Annotated in this window: 13 protein-coding genes, 1 tRNA gene and 4 pseudogenes; 10 read left to right on the top strand and 8 right to left on the bottom strand. The window is 55.9% G+C overall.

From position 1 onward, the window contains the following. Positions 1 to 453: pseudogene (locus tag ABWQ00_RS13915) on the top strand (hypothetical protein); the annotation flags it as partial. A 40-nt stretch (positions 454 to 493) separates the two neighbouring features. Further along, a pseudogene (locus ABWQ00_RS13910) lies at positions 494 to 760 on the top strand (uracil-DNA glycosylase family protein); the annotation flags it as partial. Here the strand turns inward: ABWQ00_RS13910 and ABWQ00_RS13905 are convergent. Beyond that, positions 751 to 2,046: a Glu/Leu/Phe/Val family dehydrogenase gene (locus tag ABWQ00_RS13905; protein WP_353239261.1), complete on the bottom strand. Its 1,296-nt coding sequence runs from the start codon at positions 2,044 to 2,046 to the stop codon at positions 751 to 753. The pseudogene ABWQ00_RS13910 and the gene ABWQ00_RS13905 overlap by 10 nt on opposite strands. Positions 2,047 to 2,191: 145 nt before the next feature. On the opposite strand from ABWQ00_RS13905, the gene ABWQ00_RS13900 reads away from it, so the two are divergent. The 5 genes from ABWQ00_RS13900 to ABWQ00_RS13880 all read left to right on the top strand — a co-directional run bounded on the left by ABWQ00_RS13900 (position 2,192) and on the right by ABWQ00_RS13880 (position 6,328). Then, on the top strand, positions 2,192 to 3,112 hold the full coding sequence (locus ABWQ00_RS13900) for a LysR substrate-binding domain-containing protein (RefSeq protein WP_353239260.1): 921 nt from the start codon (positions 2,192 to 2,194) through the stop codon (positions 3,110 to 3,112). 129 nt (positions 3,113 to 3,241) lie between these two features. Then, entirely contained in the window at positions 3,242 to 4,141 is a 900-nt protein-coding gene (locus ABWQ00_RS13895) for an amino acid ABC transporter substrate-binding protein (protein WP_353239259.1), read from the top strand. Between the two features lie 18 nt (positions 4,142 to 4,159). Beyond that, positions 4,160 to 4,894 carry an amino acid ABC transporter permease gene (locus ABWQ00_RS13890; protein WP_353239258.1) on the top strand — a complete coding sequence of 245 codons (735 nt, stop codon included), beginning with the start codon at positions 4,160 to 4,162 and terminating at the stop codon, positions 4,892 to 4,894. Between the two features lie 2 nt (positions 4,895 to 4,896). Beyond that, complete coding sequence (locus ABWQ00_RS13885; RefSeq protein WP_201746938.1) at positions 4,897 to 5,565, top strand: amino acid ABC transporter permease; 669 nt, start codon at positions 4,897 to 4,899, stop codon at positions 5,563 to 5,565. A gap of 25 nt (positions 5,566 to 5,590) precedes the next feature. After that, positions 5,591 to 6,328, top strand: a complete 738-nt coding sequence (locus ABWQ00_RS13880; protein ID WP_353239257.1) for an amino acid ABC transporter ATP-binding protein — start codon at positions 5,591 to 5,593, stop codon at positions 6,326 to 6,328. 469 nt (positions 6,329 to 6,797) lie between these two features. Here the strand turns inward: ABWQ00_RS13880 and ABWQ00_RS13870 are convergent. The 3 genes and pseudogenes from ABWQ00_RS13870 to ABWQ00_RS13865 all read right to left on the bottom strand — a co-directional run bounded on the left by ABWQ00_RS13870 (position 6,798) and on the right by ABWQ00_RS13865 (position 8,571). After that, positions 6,798 to 7,064: pseudogene (locus tag ABWQ00_RS13870) on the bottom strand (transposase). A gap of 43 nt (positions 7,065 to 7,107) precedes the next feature. Continuing rightward, positions 7,108 to 7,203: pseudogene (locus ABWQ00_RS16345) on the bottom strand (transposase); the annotation flags it as partial. Positions 7,204 to 7,563: 360 nt separating this feature from the next. Beyond that, positions 7,564 to 8,571 (bottom strand): P1 family peptidase, encoded by a 1,008-nt coding sequence (locus ABWQ00_RS13865; RefSeq protein ID WP_353239264.1) that lies wholly within the window; start codon positions 8,569 to 8,571, stop codon positions 7,564 to 7,566. Between the two features lie 150 nt (positions 8,572 to 8,721). Here ABWQ00_RS13865 and ABWQ00_RS13860 point away from each other — a divergent pair. Continuing rightward, positions 8,722 to 8,798: transfer RNA gene (locus ABWQ00_RS13860), tRNA-Arg, on the top strand. Positions 8,799 to 8,846: 48 nt separating this feature from the next. Then, complete coding sequence (gene greB / locus ABWQ00_RS13855) at positions 8,847 to 9,398, top strand: transcription elongation factor GreB (RefSeq protein WP_502908142.1); 552 nt, start codon at positions 8,847 to 8,849, stop codon at positions 9,396 to 9,398. Between the two features lie 9 nt (positions 9,399 to 9,407). Here greB and ABWQ00_RS13850 read toward each other — a convergent pair whose 3' ends face one another. From ABWQ00_RS13850 to ABWQ00_RS13835, 4 genes are all read right to left on the bottom strand, one after another. Then, positions 9,408 to 11,678 (bottom strand): RelA/SpoT family protein, encoded by a 2,271-nt coding sequence (locus ABWQ00_RS13850; protein ID WP_502908143.1) that lies wholly within the window; start codon positions 11,676 to 11,678, stop codon positions 9,408 to 9,410. A gap of 118 nt (positions 11,679 to 11,796) precedes the next feature. Further along, positions 11,797 to 11,997, bottom strand: a complete 201-nt coding sequence (gene rpoZ, locus ABWQ00_RS13845; RefSeq protein ID WP_019425866.1) for a DNA-directed RNA polymerase subunit omega — start codon at positions 11,995 to 11,997, stop codon at positions 11,797 to 11,799. Positions 11,998 to 12,028: 31 nt separating this feature from the next. Next, positions 12,029 to 12,649 (bottom strand): guanylate kinase, encoded by a 621-nt coding sequence (gmk, locus tag ABWQ00_RS13840; RefSeq protein ID WP_353239254.1) that lies wholly within the window; start codon positions 12,647 to 12,649, stop codon positions 12,029 to 12,031. A gap of 11 nt (positions 12,650 to 12,660) precedes the next feature. Beyond that, positions 12,661 to 13,578, bottom strand: a complete 918-nt coding sequence (locus ABWQ00_RS13835; protein WP_353239253.1) for a YicC/YloC family endoribonuclease — start codon at positions 13,576 to 13,578, stop codon at positions 12,661 to 12,663. A 169-nt stretch (positions 13,579 to 13,747) separates the two neighbouring features. Between ABWQ00_RS13835 and rph the strand changes: the two genes are divergently transcribed. Then, a complete protein-coding gene (rph, locus tag ABWQ00_RS13830) occupies positions 13,748 to 14,506 on the top strand; it encodes a ribonuclease PH (protein WP_353239252.1) in 759 nt (252 codons plus the stop codon). The last annotated feature ends 16 nt before the right edge of the window (positions 14,507 to 14,522 follow it).

Below are 14,522 nucleotides of genomic sequence, written 5' to 3'. Positions count from 1 at the left end.
AAAACTCAGATCAACGCTGGGCGCTGGCTTGAAATGAATTTTGCAGGGGCGACTAACTACGTAGGTGAAAAAACCAGCGTTCGTAAATTGACTGAAAAGAACGATGAACGTTTTGTGTTCCGAACTAAGGATGGGCTGGGGCCTGGCAGCTTCAACCATGTTTTTGAAAGCTTCCTTGAGGAGCACAACCTGCTCATAGACCCGATTACAGGGCGTAAGCGCGTGTTTTACAGCTTGCGAAGTACCTACGCTACCACAGTGATGAATTACGACGCTGTGCCTATTCGGGATTTGTCCAAACAGCTGGGCAACTCAGTGGGCATTATTCAAAAGCACTATGACAGGGCATCTGGCGAAGCCATTGTTGAAAACATCAAAGCGCCAAATGCCAAGAAAGCTCTTTTTGACACATCAAAGGTTCGCGAAATTTACAAGTCAAAGAAGGTCGGTTAGTTTTAAAAAAGAATCCTGAACCCAGGGACCTACGGATTTTCAAGTCGCGTTGCTCAAACCCAAAATGATTTTGGCTGTCGGCCGTTTTGCGGTGCAGGCCTTGTTGCGCGACAGCGTTCCCGAGGTGGACACCACACCCGTGGGCAAACTGCGTGGCCGTGTGCACCAATACCAAGGTGTGCCGGTGGTGGTGACCTATCACCCTGCCTATGTGCTGCGTAACTTGCCTGAGAAGGCCAAGGTTTGGGCGGACCTGTGCTTGGCCTTGGCGCACTTGCAAGGCAGTGCAAAAGCCAATCAGGGATAAAGCCCGCGCAACTCACGCGATTGCAAGATGCGGGTACACGCCACGATGAAGGTCGCGGTGCGCAAGCTGACCTTATGTATTTGTGCCGTTTGCCAAATGTGGGAAAAAGCGTCGCGCATGACCTTGACCAAACGTGCATTGATTTCGTCTTCGCTCCAAAAAAAGCTGGAAAAATCTTGCACCCATTCAAAGTAACTCACGGTCACGCCACCCGCATTGGCAATCACGTCGGGCACAACCAGAATGTGTCGCTCCGCCAAAATGTCATCGGCCTGCGGCGTGGTGGGGCCATTGGCGCCTTCAATGATGAGCTTGGCACGAATTTTGGGCGCGTTTTCTTCAGTGATTTGTTGTTCAAGTGCGGCAGGGATCAAGATGTCGCAATCGACCTCCCAAAACTGAGCGGGTGTGATGCGCTCCGCGCCCGTAAAACCTGCAACACCGCCGTGTGCTTTGACGTGCGCTTGCAGTGCTGCCACATCCAATCCTGCTGGGTTGTAGAGCGTGTCTGTGTGGTCTTGCACGGCCACCAAATGAGCACCCGCCTCCACAAACAACTGTGCGCTCACGGCACCGACATTGCCAAAGCCTTGAACCGCTAAACGCGCGCCTGTGATGTCAAGTCCAATTCTTTGAGCGGCTTCTATGCCTACGGTAAACACACCTCGGCCCGTGGCCTCACGTCGCCCAAGCGATCCACCTAAGGCAATTGGTTTGCCCGTCACCACGCCTGTGGCGGTGCTACCTTCGTTCATGGAGTAGGTGTCCATCATCCAGGCCATCACACGCTCGTCGGTGTTCACATCGGGCGCGGGAATGTCTTTGGTGGGGCCAATGATCACACCAATCTCGCTGGTGTAGCGGCGCGTGATGCGCTCCAATTCGCCCCGCGAGAGTTGGCGAGGATCCACGCGAATGCCACCCTTGGCGCCCCCGAAGGGCAGGTTGACACCGGCATTTTTGACCGACATCCAAGCAGACAGAGCCATGACTTCAGACAGCGTGACGTCTTGGTGAAAGCGCACACCGCCCTTACCCGGTCCGCGTGATGTGTTGTGCTGCACACGGTAGCCTTCGAAATGTGCGATGGTGCCGTTGTCCATTTGAATAGGAATATCCACAATCAAAATGCGCTTAGGGCGTTTGAGCGTTTCAACCCAGCGCGACAGTGAGCCTAAATAAGGCGTGACACGATCGACTTGCTGCAAGTAGGTGCCCCAAGGCCCCAATTCATGAGCGGGCAAATAAGACGGGAGTGTGTGAGTGTTGGGGGCAATAGAGGACATGAGGCTTCCTTGATGAACTGATGAGTCGCTGGTGAGCTTAAGCAACCAAGCGAGCCATGTCCAAGGCCAAGATCGAGAGAAGTCATGCAAGACTTGCATACACAGACGGCGCATGTGTTTGTGTGTGCGTCGCATAATCTGACGCATGGAAACTAAATGGTTGGAAGACTTTGTGAGCTTGGCTGAAACAAGAAGTTTCAGTCAAGCCGCTAAATTGCGTCACGTCACACAGCCCGCTTTTTCTCGCCGCATTCAGGCGCTAGAGGCTTGGGCGGGTGTGGATTTGGTAGACCGCAGTTCTTACCCGACGCGCTTGACCGCCGCTGGACAGACCTTGCATGCGCAAGCCATTGACATGCTTCAATCTTTGCAAACCTGGCGCTCCATGTTGCGAGGACATGCATCCAACAACCAGAGCGTGGTGGAGTTTGCTGTCCCGCATACGCTGGCATTGACGTTTTTCCCAAGCTGGATTGCCGGCTTGCAGCAGCAGTTTGGGGAAATTAAAACCAGGCTCACTGCTTTGAATGTGCACGATGCAGTTTTGCGATTAGTCGAAGGTGGCTGCGATTTTTTGATTGCTTATCACCATCCTTCACAGCCCTTGCAGCTCGACCCTGATCGATTTGACATGGTCGTGTTAGGGCAAGAGGTACTCGCGCCTTTTGCCAAAGTTAGCGAGGCGGGGCAGTCGTGCTTTTTGTTGCCAGCCACTGCACGCAAATCAACGCCATACCTCGCGTATGCCTCCGGCGCTTATCTAGGTCGTGTAGTTGATTTTTTATTGAATGACATCAAAACTGCGGTGCACTTGAATCGTGTCTATGAAACCGACATGGCCGAGAGCTTGAAGGCGATGGCCTTGGAGGGACATGGCGTGGCCTTCTTGCCGTTGAGCTCCGTTCAAAAAGAAGTGCGAGAGCAAAAGCTGGTGCAATTACGTCTGCCCAATGGGCCTTCGCTAGAGGTTGTCATGGAGATTCGTGCGTACCGACAAAAACCACAGTCGTTTCACCCCAGCCCTGAAATGGCAGATTTGCTTTGGCGTCATTTGTTAGAACAATGAGCTGCTCCACCTTATGCGTATTTCGCATACATCTATGGCTAATCTGCATTAATTTCTAGGGTTGTTCCGTGTCAGGGCGGGGTGCCGTTGTGTGTCCAATAGATACCTTTACTCCAAATGGTTCCTTCTATGAAAAAGCATCTCTTTACCTTGGCTGTTGCCGCCCTTTTGACTGGCACAGCCTTCGCGCAAGCCAATGACACCATTGCCAAAGTCAAAGCCGCAGGCTCAATCACTATGGGTGTGCGTGACTCTTCTGGCGCTTTGTCTTACACCTTGGGTGACGGTAAGTATGTGGGCTACCACGTTGAGATTTGCCAGCGCATCATTGCCAACGTTGAAAAAGCAGTCGGCAAAAAACTGGAAGTGAAATACACACCTGTGACTTCACAAAACCGTATTCCTTTGACTGAAAACGGCACGGTGGATATTGAGTGCGGCTCAACCACCAACAACGAAGCTCGCCAAAAGCAAGTCGCTTTCGCGTTCACCACTTACGTGGAAGAAGTGCGCATCGCTGTGCGCGCTAACTCTGGCATCACTTCTATTGCTCAGTTGAACGGCAAGAACGTGGCCACCACCACGGGTACCACCTCTGTGCAACTCTTGCGCAAGAACGAGCGCGCCACTGGCGTTGACTTCAAAGAAGTGTTCGGCAAAGACCACGCAGACAGCTTCTTGTTGCTCGAGTCTGGCCGCGCTGATGCGTTCGTGATGGACGGCCAAATTTTGGCTGGCAACATTGCCAACTCCAAAGCACCTGGCGATTTCAAAATCGTGGGCGAAGTGTTGAACGTCGAACCTATTGCCATCATGTTCCGCAAGGACGACCCAGCGTTCAAGAAGTTGGCTGACGAGACCATTGCTGGTTTGGCCAAGTCTGGCGAACTCGCCAAGATGTACGACAAGTGGTTCACACAAGCAATTCCTCCAAAGAACATCAAGCTCGGCATGCCTGCCAGCGATGCGAACAAGGATGCTTGGAAAAGCTTGAACGACAAGCCTGTCGAAGCCTACGCCAAGAAGTAATTTAGAAGACGTATAGACATGACACTCGATTGGCAGGTTTTTTTTCAGGACGACGGTGGGGGACGAACCTACCTCGAGTGGATGTTTGAAGCCTGGGGCTGGACGCTTTCTGTAGCGGGCAGTGCCTGGGTGGTGGCGGTTGCGTCGGGATGCCTCATGGGCATTCTGCGCACCTTGCCCCAAGATACGCGTTTGAATGTTTGGTTAGCTAGATTCGCCAACGCGTGGGTGGAGCTGTTTCGCAACATCCCCGTGTTGGTCCAAATTTTCCTCTGGTACTTTGTGTTGCCCAAGGTCTTTCCGGCCATGCAACAAGTGCCGGGGTTTGTGTTGGTGGTGTTGGGCCTAGGCTTCTTCACCTCCTCACGTATTGCCGAGATGCTGCGCGCCGGTATCCAAGCCATGCCACGCGGCCAGCGTTATGCAGCCATGGCCATGGGATTTACCACTTGGCAAACGTATCGCTATGTGCTGCTGCCCATTGCGTTTCGTACCATTTGGCCGCCGCTTACGAGCGAGTCCATGAACTTGCTCAAGAACTCATCGGTGGCTTTTGCTGTGTCGATTGCCGAACTCACCATGTACGCTATGCAAGTGCAAGAAGAAACCTCGCGTGGCATTGAGGTGTACTTGGCCGTGACGGCGCTGTACACCGTGTCCGCCTTTGCTGTGAACCGTGTGATGGCCTTCGTGGAACGCCGCATGCAAATCCCCGGCCTTGTGGTTGCGGGCAATGTGGGCGGGGGGCACTGAACATGAGCGCACTCGATTTTTCTTTTGTCGAATGGGACATCTTCAACAAATTTGTGTTGAAGGGCATGTTGTTCAGCGTGGAGCTGACCATCATCGCCACCATCGGCGGCATCGTGTTTGGAACCATCCTCGCGCTCATGCGCTTGTCGGGTAACAAGTTTTTAGAACTGCCCGCCGTCATTTATGTGAACGGCATGCGCTCCATTCCCTTGGTGATGGTGATTCTGTGGTTCTTCTTGCTGATTCCGTTTTTGATTGGCCGCTCCATCGGCGCTGAGCTGTCTGCCACGATTACCTTTGTGGCTTTTGAGGCAGCGTACTTCAGCGAAATCATGCGGGCTGGTATTCAGTCCATCCCGCGTGGTCAGGTGATGGCGGGTCAAGCTTTGGGCATGACATACAGCCAAAATATGCGCCTCATTGTGTTGCCACAAGCTTTTCGCAACATGATTCCTGTGTTGCTCACGCAAACCATCATCTTGTTCCAAGACACCTCGTTGGTCTACGCCATTGGTGCGTATGACTTGCTCAAGGGCTTTGTCACCGCAGGCAAGATTTATGGCCGCGTGGAAGAGGTGTACATCTTGGCCGCCTTGGTGTATTTCGTGATTTGTTTTGGCCTCTCGGCCCTCGTGCGTCGCTTGCAAGCGCGCATTGCCATCATTCGCTAAGCGTTAAGTTGCGCTGGAGTTCATCGTGATTGAATTAAAAAATGTTTCCAAGTGGTACGGCCCCGTCCAGGTGCTGAACAACTGTTCCACCAACATCCAAAAGGGTGAAGTGGTCGTGGTCTGTGGTCCATCAGGCTCAGGCAAATCCACCCTCATCAAAACCATCAACGCCTTGGAGCCTTTCCAGCAAGGTGAGATTTTTGTAGACGGCATTGCGGTGCACGGCAAAGACACCAACCTGCCCAAACTGCGCAGCCGCGTGGGCATGGTGTTTCAGCACTTTGAGTTGTTCCCGCATTTGTCGGTGACCGAGAACCTGACCATCGCGCAGCAAAAGGTGTTGGGCCGCAGCGAAGACGAGGCGCACGCACACGGTTTGAAATACCTAGAGCGTGTGGGCCTGATGGCGCACAAAGACAAGTTCCCAGGCCAGCTCTCTGGCGGCCAACAACAACGCGTGGCCATTGCCCGTGCCTTGAGCATGGACCCCATCGTGATGTTGTTTGACGAACCCACCTCAGCACTCGACCCCGAGATGGTGGGCGAGGTGTTGGACGTGATGGTGGACTTGGCCAACGAAGGCATGACCATGATGTGCGTGACCCACGAAATGGGCTTTGCCCGCAAAGTGGGCAGCCGTGTGATCTTCATGGATGTCGGCGGCAAGATTTTGGAAGACTGCTCGAAGGATGAGTTTTTTAATCACCCAGAAAACCGCCAACCGCGCACCAAAGAGTTCTTGAACAAGATCTTGGCGCACTGAGTCTTAATTGGGGTCAGAACCTAATTAGTTTTGGCTCGCGTGTGTATCAAAGGCGACTCTTGATGGGGCGCCTTTTTGTTTGCTCTGTTTATTTGCATTCGTGAAGGTGTCGCGCCGGAGAAGGTTGCGCAGCTTGGGCACGGCGGCTGACGCTCACGTGTAATAAACCGCTTTTTAGTTCGCCGTTTCATGTTGAGCCTCATATCGCAATACACCCTGTACACGCGCTTGTGGTTCCAAGGAAGGCCATCCTTACGCATCCGCGTGAAGAACTTCCAAAACCCCCAGCGCGCACGCACAGCAACAATCGCATTCAATGCATCAACCACTGGCGCATCTTTGGCAGCCCAGTCTGTCTTGGGTTTGTACAACGCCGACCGCGATAAACCCACTAATTTGCAAGCTTTGCTTCGAGAGAGTTGATGGTCAGAAACCATCGAATCAATCACAGCACGCTTGGCTGTCGGCGTTAGAACTTTCGGGACAAAACATCTTTGATAGCAGTGTTCTCTAGCGCCAACTCTGCATACATGCGCTTGAGCTTGCTGTTCTCAGCTTCAAGGTCCTTGATGCGTTTGAGTTCACTGGCAGAAACACCTGAATACTTGCTCTTCCACTGGTATTAGGTGGCGTTGCTGATGCCGTGCTTGCGACAGACCTCAGCAACGGGCAAGCCAGATTCACCCTCACCCAATATGCCAACAATTTGGCTTTCCGTAAATTTCGACTTCCTCATCCCTCATTTCCAAAGAAATGAAAGTCTCTATTTTCAACTTGTTCACCCCCTTGGCCCTGACCGCGCCTGAGTCGCGAGTTTTGACATGGATGCAGTCCAGATAAACGATCGGGTACAGCGCCTCCAGCGGCCGCGCTTGAGGGTGCTGTGTTTAACGAGCACAGACAGGACAAGTTTGGCTTTGACAGTAGCGACAGTGATAAGTGGTGAGGACAAGTAAACTCACGCACAAGGTAGTGCTGTGCTGATGGGTTACGAGAGGGAGTTGGTGCTGTAGGGGAAAAATTTTGAAGAATTTTTTTAACTAAAAACGATTCAAAACACTACACACTTTGCTACACACCAAAGAAAAGTCGTTGTAAGTTGTTGATTTATAACGATATTTTATTTGTAAAACTTCTCATAATCCTTTGGTCGACAGTTCAAGTCTGTCACGCCCTACCATTTCAATCCACAACTCAGCCCACTTTTCACAGAGTGGGCTTTGTCGTTTTTAGACTCAGGCAGACATGTTCATGGCCGCAGGCACAACTCCATTCAGGGTGGTGATGCCCCGAGCCTGACGGATGGCATCGACTGTGGCCAGTGCTGTGGCTTCGGCCGCCATCACCGTCAGCAGCATCAGATCCACCGGACCGGTTTCAGTGCCTGTTGCCAAGGCAAACAGCGTGTCGCCGTCCAGCGTGGTGTGCGCGGGGCGGATGCTGCGGGCCAGGCCGTCGTGGGCGCTCATCGCCAGGCGCTTGGCTTGGGCTTTGGTCAGGGTGGCGTTGGTGGCCACCACGCCAATGGTGGTGTTGGTGCCAGCCAGGGGGCGCTTGCCGCGCTCGCCCGCCAGAAAAGCGCGTTGGGTGTCCAGCAAGTTATGCCCATCGACCGTGCGCGCACCGGCCAGCACCTGGCCAGTGGTTGGGTCGATCACATCGCCCACCGCGTTGCAGGCCACCAAAGCGCCCACCACCCAAGGGCCCACACGCACACTGGCGTTGCCGATGCCGCCTTTCATGCAGCGCTCTAGGCCAAACAGTTTTCCCACGCAAGCACCCGCGCCAGCGCCCACGTTGCCTGCAGCGGGTGTGCTTGCCGATGCCGCTTCGCAGGCGGCGTAACCGGCCTCAGCGTTCGGGCGGGCTGTCGGGTTGTCGCCCTCGCGAACCACCGACAAGTCGAACAGCACGGCGGCGGGCACGATGGGCACGCGGCCGTAGCCCGTCTCAAAGCCGATGTGGTGCTCTTCCAACCAGCGCACCACGCCTGTGGCGGCGTCCAATCCAAAAGCGCTGCCGCCACTCAGGACCACGGCGTGCACTTTGTCGACCAAGTTGGCCGGGTCCAGCAAATCGGTCTCTCGGGTGCCCGGCGCAGCCCCGCGCACATCCACCGCGCCCACGGCCCCGTTGGGGGCCAGCACCACCGAGCAGCCCGTTGGTCTTTCGCTCAAGGTGCAGTGACCGACCAGCAGGCCCGGAATTTCGACGATGGATCCAAAGGTTGATGTGCTTGGCATGTTCAAGGTGTCTCTTTCAGGGATGGCAGCTGCCATAGTGAGTGAGGATAACGTTTGAGGCCAACAGCCAACCGAGGTCTTCACACGAGGTCATTGAATTGCGGCTCAACCAGAGAGCCCTCAAAAGCTTGCTATAATCTTCGGCATGATGCGGCTGTAGCTCAGCTGGATAGAGTACTTGGCTACGAACCAAGGGGTCGTGGGTTCGATTCCTGCCAGCCGCACCAAAAACAAGAAAGCCCACAACGAGAGTTGTGGGCTTTTTCTTTGGGTCAATGACCATGAGCCTAGCCATACCCGCTGAATCTGATGACGAAGAATTGGGCTTGCCCGCCTTGCTTGCGGGTGCGCGCAATTACATGACCCCTCAAGGCTATGCGGCCATGAGAGCCGAGTTGTTTGCCTTGATCGACGACGAGCGCCCCAAGGTGGTGGAGGTGGTGCACTGGGCCGCCAGCAACGGTGATCGCTCCGAAAACGGCGACTACCTTTACGGTAAAAAACGACTGCGTGAAATCGATCGCCGAATCCGTTTTCTAACCCGTCGACTGGAGCTGGCTGAAGTCGTTGATCCTGCGGTACACCACGGCAGCGACCAGGTGTTTTTTGGCGCCACCGTGACTTATGCCGAATCATCGGGCCGTGAGCGCCAAGTGACCATTTTGGGCATCGACGAGGCCGACAGCTTAAAAGGTGAGGTCAGTTGGGTCTCGCCGATCGCCCGCACCTTGCTCAAATCAAGAGAAGGTGACGAGCTCAAACTTCTCACCCCTGCAGGCGTATTGCGCATTGAGGTTTTGAAAGTGTCTTACCCCAGTCCGGCTTGAACCTACCGATCAATGGGGCAGATTGCCTTTGTGGGTTTGCCGTTCCGCTTTGATGACCGAGGGTGTGCGTTTGAGGTGCCGCAACACCTGTTCAAGGTGGACGGTGTCCCGCACGGCGATCACAAACTTCAGCTCGGCCGTGTCTAGCGGTGTCTCTTGACCCATGTCCACATGGACGATGTCTGTCTCGGCGCTGGCCATGGCACCTGCTACCCGCGCCAATACCCCTTGGCCGTTGACCACGGTGACGGTGATGGCGGTTTCAAAGCTGCGGCTCATTTCATCCGACCATTCCACGCCAATAAAGCGCTCACTGTCTTTGTGCTCCAGTTTGCGGGCCGTTGAGCAATCTCGGGTGTGCACAGCCAAGCCCTCGCCACGACCCAAATAGCCCACGATGTCGTCGCCCGGTAAAGGACGACAGCACCTTGAAAACACCACAGAGGCATTTTCGCTGCCATCCAAAATGATCGCGCCTTGCGAAATGGACTCATGCGCCGTGAAGCGTTCTCGCGTCATCAAAAGCGGATCGGGTTTTTGGCCCATTTCAGATAACAAGGCGGTCAGGCGTTTGGCTACGATGCTGGCGATGCGTTTGCCCAAACCAATGTCCATCAACAAATCTTGGCGATTGCGGTTGCCTGTGAAGCGGAGCAATTTTTCCCAAAGGGCGTGGTGTGCATCGTCGGGTGCTGGCAATTGGTGGATGCCTTCTGCGCGCAGTGCTTGTGACAAGAGTTTTTCGCCCAAGCCCACCGATTCGGTTTGGGCCATGGTCTTGAGGTGATGGCGAATTTTGGAGCGGGCGCGTCCGGTGCGGACAAAACCCAGCCAAGCCGGGTTGGGGGCTGACACGGGTGCGGTGATGACCTCGACCACATCGCCATTTTTGAGTTCGGTACGCAAGGGCACTTGGTCGCCATTGATGCGGGCCGCCATGGCGCGGTCACCTACCCGGCTGTGGATGGCATACGCAAAATCAACCACCGTGGCCCCGCGAGGCAGGGCCATGATTTGGCTCTTGGGGGTGAAGACATAAACGGCATCGGGAAACAGATCGACCTTGACGTGGTCCCAGAACTCGGCCGCATCGCGGGTTTCTTTTTGAATGTCGAGGAGCGATTGCAGCCACTGCGTGCCCAGTCGCTCCGACTGAGCGCTGGCCGACTCGTGCTCTTTGTAAAGCCAGTGTGCCGCAACACCCGATTCGGCCACCAAGTGCATGGCCTCGGTGCGCATTTGAAACTCCACGTTCACGCCAGAGGGTCCGACCAGTGTGGTGTGCAGTGACTGGTAGCCGTTGACTTTGGCAATGGCGATGTGGTCCTTGAACTTGCCGGGCACGGGTTTGTAAATCTGGTGCAATAAACCCAAAGCGGTGTAGCAGTCGGTGATCGAAGGGACGATGACCCGAAAGCCATAAATGTCGGTCACCTGCGCAAAGCTCAGGTGCTTCTCATCCATTTTTTTGTAAATGGAGTAAAGCGTTTTTTCTCGGCCACTGATGCGCACCTCCATCTTAGATTGAGCGAACACGGCCTCCACATCGGCTTGCACTTTTTGGATCAGATCGCGGCGTCGGTTTCGCGCACGCGCGACAGCTTTGGACAGCACCGCATAACGCCACGGCAGCAAATGCTTGAAGGACAGATCTTGCAGTTCGCGGTAAATCTGGTTCAAGCCCAAACGGTGGGCAATGGGCGCATAAATCTCAAGCGTCTCAGATGCGATGCGGCCCCATTTGATGCGCGGCATGTCAGACATGGTGCGCATGTTGTGTGTGCGGTCAGCCAGCTTGATCAAGATCACGCGCACGTCGCGTGCCATGGCCAGCAACATCTTTCGAAAAGACTCGGCTTGGTTCTCTTCTCGGGTGTTGAATTCAAGCTTCTCCAGCTTGGTCAGGCCATCCACCAATTCCGCAACGGGCGAGCCAAAACGTTCGATCAGCTCCATTTTGGTGATCCCGCAGTCTTCCATGGCATCGTGCAGCAAAGCAGCAGCCAGCGCTTGCGCGTCCAGCTTCCATTCGGTGCACAAACCCGCGACCGCAATGGGGTGGGTGATGTAGGGTTCACCGCTTTTGCGCATCTGCCCGAGGTGGGCTTCGTCGGCAAACTTGTAGGCGCGCCGCACCATGTCGGTGTCGGTTTCGTTCAGGTAGCCCAGTTGTGCTTCCAGCACAGCAAAGCTGGCGGCTGCGGCGTTCGCAGCGGCCGGGCCCAGCAGCTTGACGCGGCTGGGACTGGCTTTGGGGGTTTTGGGCATCACGGCACTCATGGCCTCAATGTAACGTAAGCCATAGGGGGCTTGAAAAAAAGCCAAAAAAAAGCCCCAAGACGGGGCCATTTTTCAGTGGCCAAACCGGTGTCAGCCGGTCTTGGCCTTGGGGCTCATTTCAGGACACGCGCTTGAGCATTTCGATGCCGACTTTGCCTGCTGCAATCTCGCGCAAAGCGGTCACGCCGGGTTTGTTTTTGCTCTCAATGCGGGCAGTGTGGCCTTGGCTCAACATGCGAGCGCGGTAGGTGGCAGCCAAAACCAACTGAAAGCGGTTCGGGATTTGTTCCAGGCAGTCTTCAACAGTGATGCGGGCCATGATGTTTTCCTTGAGAATTTCTGTGCTGGGTTCAAGCCATTTTGAGTGCTTGGAAGGTGTCAGGCCGCGTGCGACGCTGGACATGGTACTTGAGACGCTGAGCGTGAACAACCGCTTTCAGGTCAAACAATGCACGGTCAAAAACCTCGTTGATTATAACGAAGTCAAATTCTGGGGCTTGGGCCATTTCGATGGCCGCGTTTTGCAAACGCAGCTCGATGATTTCGGCGGTGTCTTCGCCCCGGCGCTCTAGGCGCGAGCGCAATTCTTCCCAGCTGGGTGGCAAGATGAAGATCAGCACCGCATTGGCGTACATCTTCTTGATCTGCAGGGCGCCTTGGTAATCGATCTCCAAAATGACGTCTGCGCCCTGCGCCATGCGCTCTTCGATCATCTTTTTAGATGTGCCGTAGCGCTGACCATGCACATGGGCCCATTCGACAAAGGCGTCGGACAGCACCATGGCGTCAAATTCTTGCGCTGAGGCAAAAAAGTACTCCCGGCCATGCTTTTCCTGACCGCGTGGGGCGCGTGTGGTGTGCGAGACGGTGGGCTGAACGCGCGAGTCCAGCTCCATCAAGGCCTTGACCAGGCTGGATTTGCCAGCCCCGCTGGGGGCGGCCACGACAAACAGGTTTCCGGGGTAATCCATGCTGGTGCTCTTCATTCGATGTTCTGGACTTGTTCGCGCATTTGCTCAATCAGCACCTTCATGTCCACTGAGATGCGGGTCATCTCGAGCACGGCCGATTTGGAGCCCAAGGTGTTGGCTTCGCGGTGCAGTTCCTGAATCAGGAAGTCCAGTCGCTTGCCAATGTCGCCGCCCTTGCTGAGCAGGCGTGAGAGTTCGTCCAGGTGCGAGCGCAAGCGGGTCAGTTCTTCGGCCACGTCGATGCGGATGGCAAAGGCGGTGGCTTCGGTCAGGGCCCTGTCTTGGGCGGCTTCGGGCAGGTGGCTGCCGTCGGCCAGGGCCATGGCATCTTTCCAGCGCTCCAAAAAGCGCTGACGCTGTTGCTCGACCAATTGCGGCACAAGCGGTACCGCCAGTTCGGCCAAGCGGCGCAGCTGCTCAATGTGACTTTGTAGCATCTCGGTCAGGCGGGCGCCTTCACGGGCACGTGCTTCGCGCAGTGCGTCCACGGCTTGCGCGGCCAATTGCATCCAGGAGGCTTCGTCGAGGGCAGCCTGGCCCGAGTTCCCAGTGCTCATGCGCAGCACATCTGCCACGCTCAGCCCACGGGCACTGGGCAACCAATCTTGAATCTTTTCTTGCAAGGCCGCGATTTTTTGCAGGGCTTGGTGGTTGGGCACTTGCAGGTTGGCGCTGTCGCTCGCATCCTGGCTGGCGCGCACTTCGACTTTGCCGCGTTTGATCTGGCGGGTGATCAGCTCGCGCAGGCCCGGTTCAAGCTGGCGCAGCTCTTCTGGCAGGCGAAAACTCAGGTCGAGGAAGCGGCTGTTGACCGAACGGATTTCAAGCCCCAGCCGGGCTGTGGGGGCCGCGTTGGCAGGGGTTTCACCGTCTGCGGCCAGCGGGCTGTGCTGCACGCTGGCGTATCCGGTCATACTGTAAACTGGCATCGATCAAGTTCCTTGTGACAGCGCTTGGCCCCATGGGTCATGACGCGCTGCTGATGCCCAGCTTGGCTGAGCATGAAACGAGGCATTATCTCAAACTCTTGTGTCCGCCCCGCCCGCTCTGTGCCGGGCGCACGGCCAGGACCCAAGGGCCAACCACTCCAGCGCCATCATGAACACCACCAGCTCCTACAACCGAACCGGTCGCTCCGCCGACGCCCTGCGCCCAGTGCGCATCACCCGCGGTTACACCGTGCATGCCGAAGGATCGGTCCTGATTGAGTTTGGCCATACCCGCGTACTGTGCACCGCTTCGGTCGAAGAAAAGGTGCCGGGCCACAAAAAAGGCAGCGGCGAGGGCTGGGTCACGGCCGAATATGGCATGCTGCCCCGCGCCACCCACACCCGGGGCGACCGCGAAGCCGCACGCGGCAAGCAAAGCGGCCGCACCCAAGAAATCCAACGCTTGATCGGTCGGTCGCTTCGCGCCGTGTTTGACCTGAAAAAACTGGGCGAGCGCACCATTCACCTCGACTGCGATGTGCTGCAAGCCGATGGCGGCACGCGCACCGCCAGCATCACGGGCGCTTTTGTGGCAGCGCAAGACGCCGTGAACTGGTTGATGAAGACCGGCAAACTGACCGAATCTCCCATCCTCGACCGCGTGGCCGCCATTTCGGTGGGCCTGAAAAACGGCACCGCTTTGCTGGACTTGGATTACCCCGAAGACTCGGCTTGCGACACCGACATGAACGTGGTCATGACCGGTGCGGGCAACTTTGTGGAAGTGCAGGGCACCGCTGAAGGCGTGGCCTTCACCCGCGTCGAGATGGACCGCATGCTGGCCCTGGCCGAAAAAGGCATTGCGCAGCTGGTGCAGTTGCAAAAGCAGGCGCACGACGCGCCTCAAACCCTGACTTTCAGCGCCTGAAGCCTTGCACAAACCG

The organism is Limnohabitans sp. (genome assembly GCF_040400975.1).
In the GTDB taxonomy this organism is placed as follows: Bacteria; Pseudomonadota; Gammaproteobacteria; order Burkholderiales; family Burkholderiaceae_C; genus Limnohabitans_A.
This window is presented reverse-complemented; position numbering and strand designations above follow the sequence as displayed.

Excerpts from the sequence above, each read along its gene's own strand:
- ABWQ00_RS13905 (WP_353239261.1), bottom strand. The coding sequence starts at position 2,046 with ATGTCCTCTATTGCCCCCAACACTCACACACTCCCGTCTTATTTGCCC.
- ABWQ00_RS13900 (WP_353239260.1), top strand. The coding sequence starts at position 2,192 with ATGGAAACTAAATGGTTGGAAGACTTTGTGAGCTTGGCTGAAACAAGA.
- ABWQ00_RS13895 (WP_353239259.1), top strand. The coding sequence starts at position 3,242 with ATGAAAAAGCATCTCTTTACCTTGGCTGTTGCCGCCCTTTTGACTGGC.
- ABWQ00_RS13890 (WP_353239258.1), top strand. The coding sequence starts at position 4,160 with ATGACACTCGATTGGCAGGTTTTTTTTCAGGACGACGGTGGGGGACGA.
- ABWQ00_RS13885 (WP_201746938.1), top strand. The coding sequence starts at position 4,897 with ATGAGCGCACTCGATTTTTCTTTTGTCGAATGGGACATCTTCAACAAA.
- ABWQ00_RS13865 (WP_353239264.1), bottom strand. The coding sequence starts at position 8,571 with ATGCCAAGCACATCAACCTTTGGATCCATCGTCGAAATTCCGGGCCTG.
- greB (WP_502908142.1), top strand. The coding sequence starts at position 8,847 with ATGACCATGAGCCTAGCCATACCCGCTGAATCTGATGACGAAGAATTG.
- ABWQ00_RS13850 (WP_502908143.1), bottom strand. The coding sequence starts at position 11,678 with ATGAGTGCCGTGATGCCCAAAACCCCCAAAGCCAGTCCCAGCCGCGTC.
- rpoZ (WP_019425866.1), bottom strand. The coding sequence starts at position 11,997 with ATGGCCCGCATCACTGTTGAAGACTGCCTGGAACAAATCCCGAACCGC.
- gmk (WP_353239254.1), bottom strand. The coding sequence starts at position 12,649 with ATGGATTACCCCGGAAACCTGTTTGTCGTGGCCGCCCCCAGCGGGGCT.
- ABWQ00_RS13835 (WP_353239253.1), bottom strand. The coding sequence starts at position 13,578 with ATGCCAGTTTACAGTATGACCGGATACGCCAGCGTGCAGCACAGCCCG.
- rph (WP_353239252.1), top strand. The coding sequence starts at position 13,748 with ATGAACACCACCAGCTCCTACAACCGAACCGGTCGCTCCGCCGACGCC.